At 62.9% G+C, this 6552-nt stretch carries 6 protein-coding genes; 4 read left to right on the top strand and 2 right to left on the bottom strand.

Annotated elements, in window-relative coordinates:
• The first annotated feature begins 101 nt into the window (after positions 1-101).
• Complete coding sequence (gene trhA, locus ACK1U9_RS20280; protein ID WP_013974522.1) at positions 102-719, top strand: PAQR family membrane homeostasis protein TrhA; 618 nt, start codon at positions 102-104, stop codon at positions 717-719.
• Here the strand turns inward: trhA and ACK1U9_RS20275 are convergent, their stop codons facing one another.
• Together ACK1U9_RS20275 and ACK1U9_RS20270 are read right to left on the bottom strand one after the other, a co-directional pair.
• Positions 720-1439, bottom strand: a complete 720-nt coding sequence (locus tag ACK1U9_RS20275; RefSeq protein WP_338459850.1) for a 16S rRNA (uracil(1498)-N(3))-methyltransferase — start codon at positions 1437-1439, stop codon at positions 720-722.
• A 130-nt stretch (positions 1440-1569) separates the two neighbouring features.
• Entirely contained in the window at positions 1570-2976 is a 1407-nt protein-coding gene (locus ACK1U9_RS20270; RefSeq protein WP_046613430.1) for an adenosylmethionine--8-amino-7-oxononanoate transaminase, read from the bottom strand.
• A gap of 265 nt (positions 2977-3241) precedes the next feature.
• Between ACK1U9_RS20270 and ACK1U9_RS20265 the strand changes: the two genes are divergently transcribed.
• From ACK1U9_RS20265 to ACK1U9_RS20255, 3 genes are all read left to right on the top strand, one after another.
• The gene (locus ACK1U9_RS20265; protein WP_046613429.1) at positions 3242-5104 is read left to right on the top strand and encodes a flavin monoamine oxidase family protein; all 1863 of its coding nucleotides are present in this window, start codon (positions 3242-3244) and stop codon (positions 5102-5104) included.
• 249 nt (positions 5105-5353) lie between these two features.
• Positions 5354-5905, top strand: coding sequence for a cytochrome b (locus ACK1U9_RS20260; protein WP_046613428.1), 552 nt, complete (start codon positions 5354-5356; stop codon positions 5903-5905).
• Positions 5906-5939: 34 nt separating this feature from the next.
• On the top strand, positions 5940-6518 hold the full coding sequence (locus tag ACK1U9_RS20255; RefSeq protein WP_046613427.1) for a YceI family protein: 579 nt from the start codon (positions 5940-5942) through the stop codon (positions 6516-6518).
• The last annotated feature ends 34 nt before the right edge of the window (positions 6519-6552 follow it).

Raw genomic sequence — 6552 nt, 5'->3', positions numbered from 1 at the left:
CAGCACTTCGACCGGCAGGCCGTTGCTGGTGAACAGCCAGGCGCACAACCACAAATCGGGGCTGAAGGTGTGTTCGCTATCTTCAGGAGGTCTGTGTTTGCATGTACTACGGTGAACGCTTCAACGCCTGGACCCACCTGGTCGGTGCCGTCCTGGCCTGTATCGGTGCCATCTGGCTGATCGTGGTCGCGGGCCTGCAGGGCGACCCGTGGAAGATCGTCAGTTTCTCCATCTACGGCAGCACCTTGTTGTTGCTGTACAGCATTTCTACCCTGTACCACAGCACTCGCGGGCGGGCGAAGGTGATCATGCGCAAGCTCGATCACCTGTCGATCTACCTGCTGATCGCCGGCAGCTACACGCCATTCTGCCTGGTCAGCCTGCGCGGCCCCTGGGGCTGGAGCCTGTTCGGGGTGGTCTGGGGGCTGGCGGTGATCGGCATGCTGCAGGAGATCAAGCCGCGATCCGAGGCGCGCATCCTGTCGATCATCATCTATGCGGTGATGGGCTGGATCGTGCTGGTGGCGGTCAAGCCATTGCTGCACTCGCTCGGCAGCGCAGGCTTTGCCTGGTTGGCCGCCGGCGGGGTGTTCTATACCGTCGGCATCATCTTCTTCGCCTTCGACAGCCGCTTCCGCCACTGGCATGGCATCTGGCATCTGTTCGTGATCGCCGGCAGCCTCATGCACTTCGTGGCGGTGTCGTTCTACGTGCGTTAGTTAAAAGTCGCCCCACAGTTGCTGCGCCACCGCCAATGCCACCACCGGTGCGGTTTCGGTGCGCAGCACGCGTGGGCCCAGGCGTGCTGCATGGAAGCCGGCAGCCTTGGCCTGGTCGACCTCCGCCTCGCTCAGGCCGCCCTCGGGGCCGATGAGGAAGGCCAGGGTAGCAGGCTTGGCGTGGCTGGTGAGCGGTTCGGCCACCGGGTGCAGGACCAGTTTCAGGTCGGCCTTGGCGGTGTTCAGCCATTCAGCCAGGGTCACTGGCGGGTGGATGACCGGCAAGGTCGAGCGGCCGCATTGTTCACAGGCGCTGATCGCCACCTGGCGCCAGTGGGCCAGGCGCTTGTCGGCGCGCTCGTCCTTCAGCCGCACTTCGCAGCGTTCGCTCACGATCGGGGTGATTTCGTTGGCGCCCAGTTCGGTGGCTTTCTGGACTGCCCAGTCCATGCGCTCGCCACGGGACAGGCCTTGGCCGAGGTGCACGTGCAGTGGTGAATCGGCTTGGCCAGCGAGGGCCTGGTCGAGGCTGACGCGCACGGCTTTCTTGCCCACTTCGAGCAACTGGCCGCGGTATTCCTGGCCACTGCCGTCGAACAACTGCACGGGGTCGCCGGGTGCCATGCGCAATACGCGGCCGATGTAGTGGGCCTGGGCTTCGGGCAGGTCGTGCTCGCCAAGGCTCAGGGGGGCGTCGATGAAAAAGCGGGACAGTCTCATGGTTCAGCTCGGACGAAAAGGGGACATGTGACCCTGTGGGAGCGGGTTTACCCGCGAATGCGGCGGTGAGTCCACTATCGCATTCGCGGGTGAACCCGCTCCCACAGGGTTAGGCGGCAGGCTGTAGGACCTAGCCCGGGTCGCGGAAGTCGGGGTGGAAGTTGGCTGGTACGGCCACGCTGACGCTGTCGCGGGTGGCAATGTCGATGCCTTCGCTGGCCACTTCTGCCAGGAAGTCGATTTGCTCCGGCGTAATCACATAGGGCGGCAGGAAGTACACCACGCTGCCCAGCGGGCGCAGCAGGGCGCCACGCGTCAGGGCATGCTCGAACACTTTAAGGCCACGGCGCTCCTGCCACGGGTAGGCGACCTTGCCGGCCTTGTCCTGGACCATTTCGATGGCCAGAGCCATGCCGGTCTGACGAATCTCGGCCACATGCTCGTGGTCGGCCAGGTGCGCGGTGGCGCTGGCCATGCGGGTGGCCAGGGCCTTGTTGGCCTCGATCACGTTGTCCTGCTCGAAGATGTCCAGGGTCGCCAGCGCTGCGGCGCAGGCCAGCGGGTTGCCGGTGTAGCTGTGCGAGTGGAGGAATGCGCGCAGGGTCGGGTAGTCGTCGTAGAACGCCTGATACACCTTGTCGGTGGTCAGGCAGGCAGCCAGTGGCAGGTAACCACCGGTCAGGGCCTTGGACAGGCACAGGAAGTCCGGGCGGATGCCGGCCTGTTCACAGGCGAACATGGTGCCTGTGCGGCCGAAGCCCACGGCGATTTCGTCGTGGATCAGGTGCACGTCGTAGCGGTCGCAGGCCTCGCGCAGCAGCTTGAGGTACACCGGGTGGTACATGCGCATGCCGCCGGCACCCTGGATCAGCGGTTCGACGATCACCGCGCTGATCGAGGCGTGGTGCTCGGCCAGGGTCTGTTCCATGGCCTGGAACATGGTGCGCGAGTGCTCTTCCCAGCTCGTGCCCTCGGGGCGCAGGTAGCAGTCGGGGCTGGGCACCTTGAGGGTGTCGAGCAGCAACGCCTTGTAGGTTTCGGTGAACAGCGGCACATCACCGACCGACATGGCGGCGATGGTTTCGCCGTGGTAGCTGTTGGTCAGGGTGACGAAGCGCTTCTTGCCCGGTTTGCCGACGTTCTGCCAGTAGTGGAAGCTCATCTTCAGCGCCACTTCGATACATGACGAACCGTTGTCGGCATAGAACACCCGGTCGAGGCCAGCCGGAGTCATGGCTACAAGGCGCTCGGACAGCTCGATCACCGGTTGGTGGCTGAAGCCGGCCAGGATCACGTGCTCCAGCTGGTCGACCTGGTCCTTGATGCGCTGGTTGATTCGCGGGTTGGCATGGCCAAACACGTTGACCCACCAACTGCTCACCGCATCCAGGTAGCGCTTGCCTTCGAAGTCTTCCAGCCACACGCCTTCGCCGCGCCTGATCGGGATCAGCGGCAGCTGCTCGTGGTCTTTCATCTGGGTGCAGGGGTGCCACAGGACCTTGAGGTCGCGTTGCATCCACTGATCATTGAGGCCCATGGGCACTTCTCCTGGCTTTGCGGCTTGGTTCGACCGCGTAAGCCTAAGCAATGCCGCAGGGCAGGACAACCGCTGCTGTTCACCGGGTTGCCAGCTTCGCTTGCTACCGTGCCGAATCGTCGCAGGCAAAATTGTCAGTGGCCAAAAGGACTTGATGTCACTGCGCTGGCAGGGTCCGCAGACCTGACGTATTCTTAACGCATCTCTCCCGGGGCATTCCTGCCTCTCCCCGTTTCTGTAACCCCCTGACTCGGAGTTCGCCGACATGGCTGCTGCTTGGGTGCGCCTGTGCGCGTTGGTATTGATTGGTGTGTCCAGCGGCGCCGCGCTGGCAAAGGACAAGACACCTTCGGCGATCGTCGTGGGTGGCGGCCTGGCGGGCCTGACCGCCGCTTATGAGCTGCAGAACAAAGGCTGGCAGGTGACGCTGCTGGAAGCCAAACCGGGCATGGGCGGGCGCTCGGGCCTGGCCACCAGCGAGTGGATCGGCAACGCCAAGGCGCAGCCGGTGCTCAACCAGTACCTTGACCGTTTCAAACTTGAAACACTGCCGGCACCGGAATTCGTACGTACCCCCGGTTACCTGATCGACGGCGAGTATTTCAGCGCCACCGACCTGGCAACCAAGCAGCCGGCTACTGCCGATGCGCTCAAACGTTACGAGAAAACCCTCGATGACCTGGCCCGTTCGATTGATGACCCGCTGAACCCGCAAGCCAACAGCACGCTGTTCGCCCTCGACCAGATCAACGTTTCCACCTGGCTGGACAAGCTGCAACTGCCGGCCACCGCCCGTCAGTTGGTGAACCAGCAGATCCGTACCCGCTACGATGAGCCATCGCGCCTGTCGCTGTTGTACTTCGCTCAGCAGAACCGCGTGTATCGCGGCGTCAGCGACCGTGACCTGCGTGCCGCTCGCCTGCCCGGCGGCAGCCCGGTGCTGGCCCAGGCTTTCGTCAAGCAACTGAAGACCATCAAGACCAGTTCGCCGGTGACCTCCATCGTCCAGGACAAGGACGGCGTCACGGTCAAGGTCGGCAGTGTCGGCTACCAGGCCGATTACCTGGTCATGGCCGTGCCCCTGCGTGCCCTGGCCAAGATCCAGATGACCCCGGGCCTGGACAGCCAGCACCTGGCGGCATTGAAGGGCACCAACTATGGCTGGCGTGACCAGCTGATGCTCAAGTTCAAGAAGCCGGTGTGGGAAAGCCGCGCGCGGATGTCGGGCGAAATCTTCAGTAACGCTGGCTTGGGCATGCTGTGGATCGAACCTGCGCTCAAGGGTGGCGCCAACGTGGTGATCAACCTGTCGGGTGACAACGCTCGCCTGCTTCAGGCGTTCGGCGACAAGCAGATGGTCGACCAGGTGCTGATCCGCCTGCATGCGTTCTACCCACAGGCCCGTGGCTCGTTCACAGGCTACGAGGTCAAGCGCTACAGCACCGACGCCGGTACCGGCGGCGCCTACCTGGCCTATGGCCCGGGCCAGATCAGCAAGTACTGGCGCCTGTGGGAGCGCCCGGTGCAGCGCATCACCTTTGCTGGTGAGCATACTGACGCCCTCTACCCAGGCACTCTGGAGGGCGCGCTGCGCAGCGGCCAGCGCGCGGCCAACCAGGTGCAGGACCTGCTGGCCGGCAAGTCGTTCGACCCGGCCAAGGCGGCGCCGGTGGCGGCGGCAGCAGCTGCAGGCGCCGTGGCGGCCAAGGAGAGCAAGGGTGGGTTCTTCTCCAACCTGTTTGGCGGCTCTTCCAGCAAGGGCGACAAGGTTGAAAAGGCCCCGGCCAAAGCTGAGCCGAAGGCGGTCGATGAGGCCAAGCAGGACAAGCCGGGCTTCTTCAAGCGCCTGTTCGGCGGGGCCGACAAGCCTGAGATAAAGGCCGAGCCGATTGCCAAGGCCGAGGAAGTGGCGCCGGCACCTGTGCCTGCGCCGCAAGCACCGGCCCCGGTTGCACCAGCACCTGTGGTCAAGGAAGCGGCGGCCAAGCCTGCTGCTACCAAGGCTGCACCTGGCAAGCATGCACCGGCGCACAAACCGGCCCACAAGCCTGCCGAGACCAAGAAGGCAACTGCCAAGTCCGAGCCTGCCAGGAAAGCTGTAGCCAATACCCAAGCCAAAGCGGGTTGATTTATTGCCAGCCTCTTCGCAGCACCAGGCTGCTCCTACAAGTACTGCGCTGTCCTGTAGGAGCAGCCTTGTGCTGCGAAGGGTCGGCACTGGCAACCGCCGATTACCCAACTATCGTTAATGTTTCCTTAATGGGAAACCCACACAATAAATATCGGATTTCTCGATAATCCAAAGCAATTTTTTCCGCTTTTCTTCGATACGTTACGCGTTAGTCTGTGCACAGCTTTCACGGGGAAACACGTCAACATGCAACTGCGCAATTCACCTTCTCGCTACGGCGTGGTCAGCATTGTCCTGCACTGGGGCGTGGCTCTGGCTGTCTTCGGCCTGTTCGGCCTGGGCCTGTGGATGGTCGGCCTCGACTATTACAGCCCTTGGCGCAAGGCCGGCCCGGACCTGCACAAGAGCATCGGCCTGCTGCTGCTGGCGGTGATGCTGCTGCGGGTGGTCTGGCGCTTCATCAGCCCGCCACCACCTGCACTGGCCAACCATGGCGCACTCACCCGCCTGGCAGCCAAGTTGGGCCACCTGGCCCTGTACTTGGGGTTGTTCGCGGTAATGATCGCCGGTTACCTGATTTCTACCGCCGACGGTGTCGGCATTCCGGTCTTCGGCCTGTTCGAAGTGCCGGCACTGGTCAGCGACCTGCCCGACCAGGCAGACCTGGCTGGCGTGATTCATCTCTGGCTGGCCTGGGGCTTGGTGATTTTTGCCGTGCTGCATGGCCTGGCAGCGCTAAAGCACCATTTCATCGACCGTGACGCGACCCTGACCCGCATGCTGGGCCGCAAAGCTTGACTCTCAACCTCAATTGCATAGGAAGGAAGTAAGGATGTTGAAAAAGACTTTTGCCGCCCTGGCGCTCGGTACCGCTCTGTTCTCCGCCGGCCAGGCCATGGCTGCCGAGTACAAGATCGACAAGGAAGGCCAGCACGCGTTCGTTGACTGGAAGATCAGCCACCTGGGCTACAGCTTCATTCACGGTACCTTCAAGGACTTCGACGGCAACTTCACCTGGGACAGCGCCAAGCCTGAAGCCAGCAAGATCAACGTCGACCTGAAAACCGCCAGCCTGTGGTCGAACCACGCCGAGCGTGACAAGCACATTGCCAGCGCCGACTTCCTCGACGTGAAAAAGTACCCCGAAGCCAAGTTCGTCTCCACCAGCGTCAAGCCGACTGGCGAGAAGACTGCTGATGTGACAGGCGACCTGACCATGCATGGTGTGACCAAGCCGGTCACCTTCAAGGCCACCTTCAACGGTGAAGGCAAGGACCCATGGGGCGGCGAGCGCGCTGGTTTCAACGCTACCACCACGCTGAACCTGAACGACTTCGGCATCAAGGGCCCGGGCGCTACTTCGCAGACCCTGGACCTGGATATCAGTGTTGAAGGCGTGAAGCAGAAGTAATTCGGCTTAGCTGAAAGACCGAGGGGGCTGCTTC

Source organism: Pseudomonas sp. XP1, assembly GCF_053557675.1.
This window is presented reverse-complemented; position numbering and strand designations above follow the sequence as displayed.

Coding starts and splice junctions, on each gene's coding strand:
- ACK1U9_RS20265 (WP_046613429.1), top strand. CDS start 3,242: ATGGCTGCTGCTTGGGTGCGCCTGTGCGCGTTGGTATTGATTGGTGTG.
- ACK1U9_RS20275 (WP_338459850.1), bottom strand. CDS start 1,439: ATGAGACTGTCCCGCTTTTTCATCGACGCCCCCCTGAGCCTTGGCGAG.
- ACK1U9_RS20270 (WP_046613430.1), bottom strand. CDS start 2,976: ATGGGCCTCAATGATCAGTGGATGCAACGCGACCTCAAGGTCCTGTGG.
- ACK1U9_RS20255 (WP_046613427.1), top strand. CDS start 5,940: ATGTTGAAAAAGACTTTTGCCGCCCTGGCGCTCGGTACCGCTCTGTTC.
- trhA (WP_013974522.1), top strand. CDS start 102: ATGTACTACGGTGAACGCTTCAACGCCTGGACCCACCTGGTCGGTGCC.
- ACK1U9_RS20260 (WP_046613428.1), top strand. CDS start 5,354: ATGCAACTGCGCAATTCACCTTCTCGCTACGGCGTGGTCAGCATTGTC.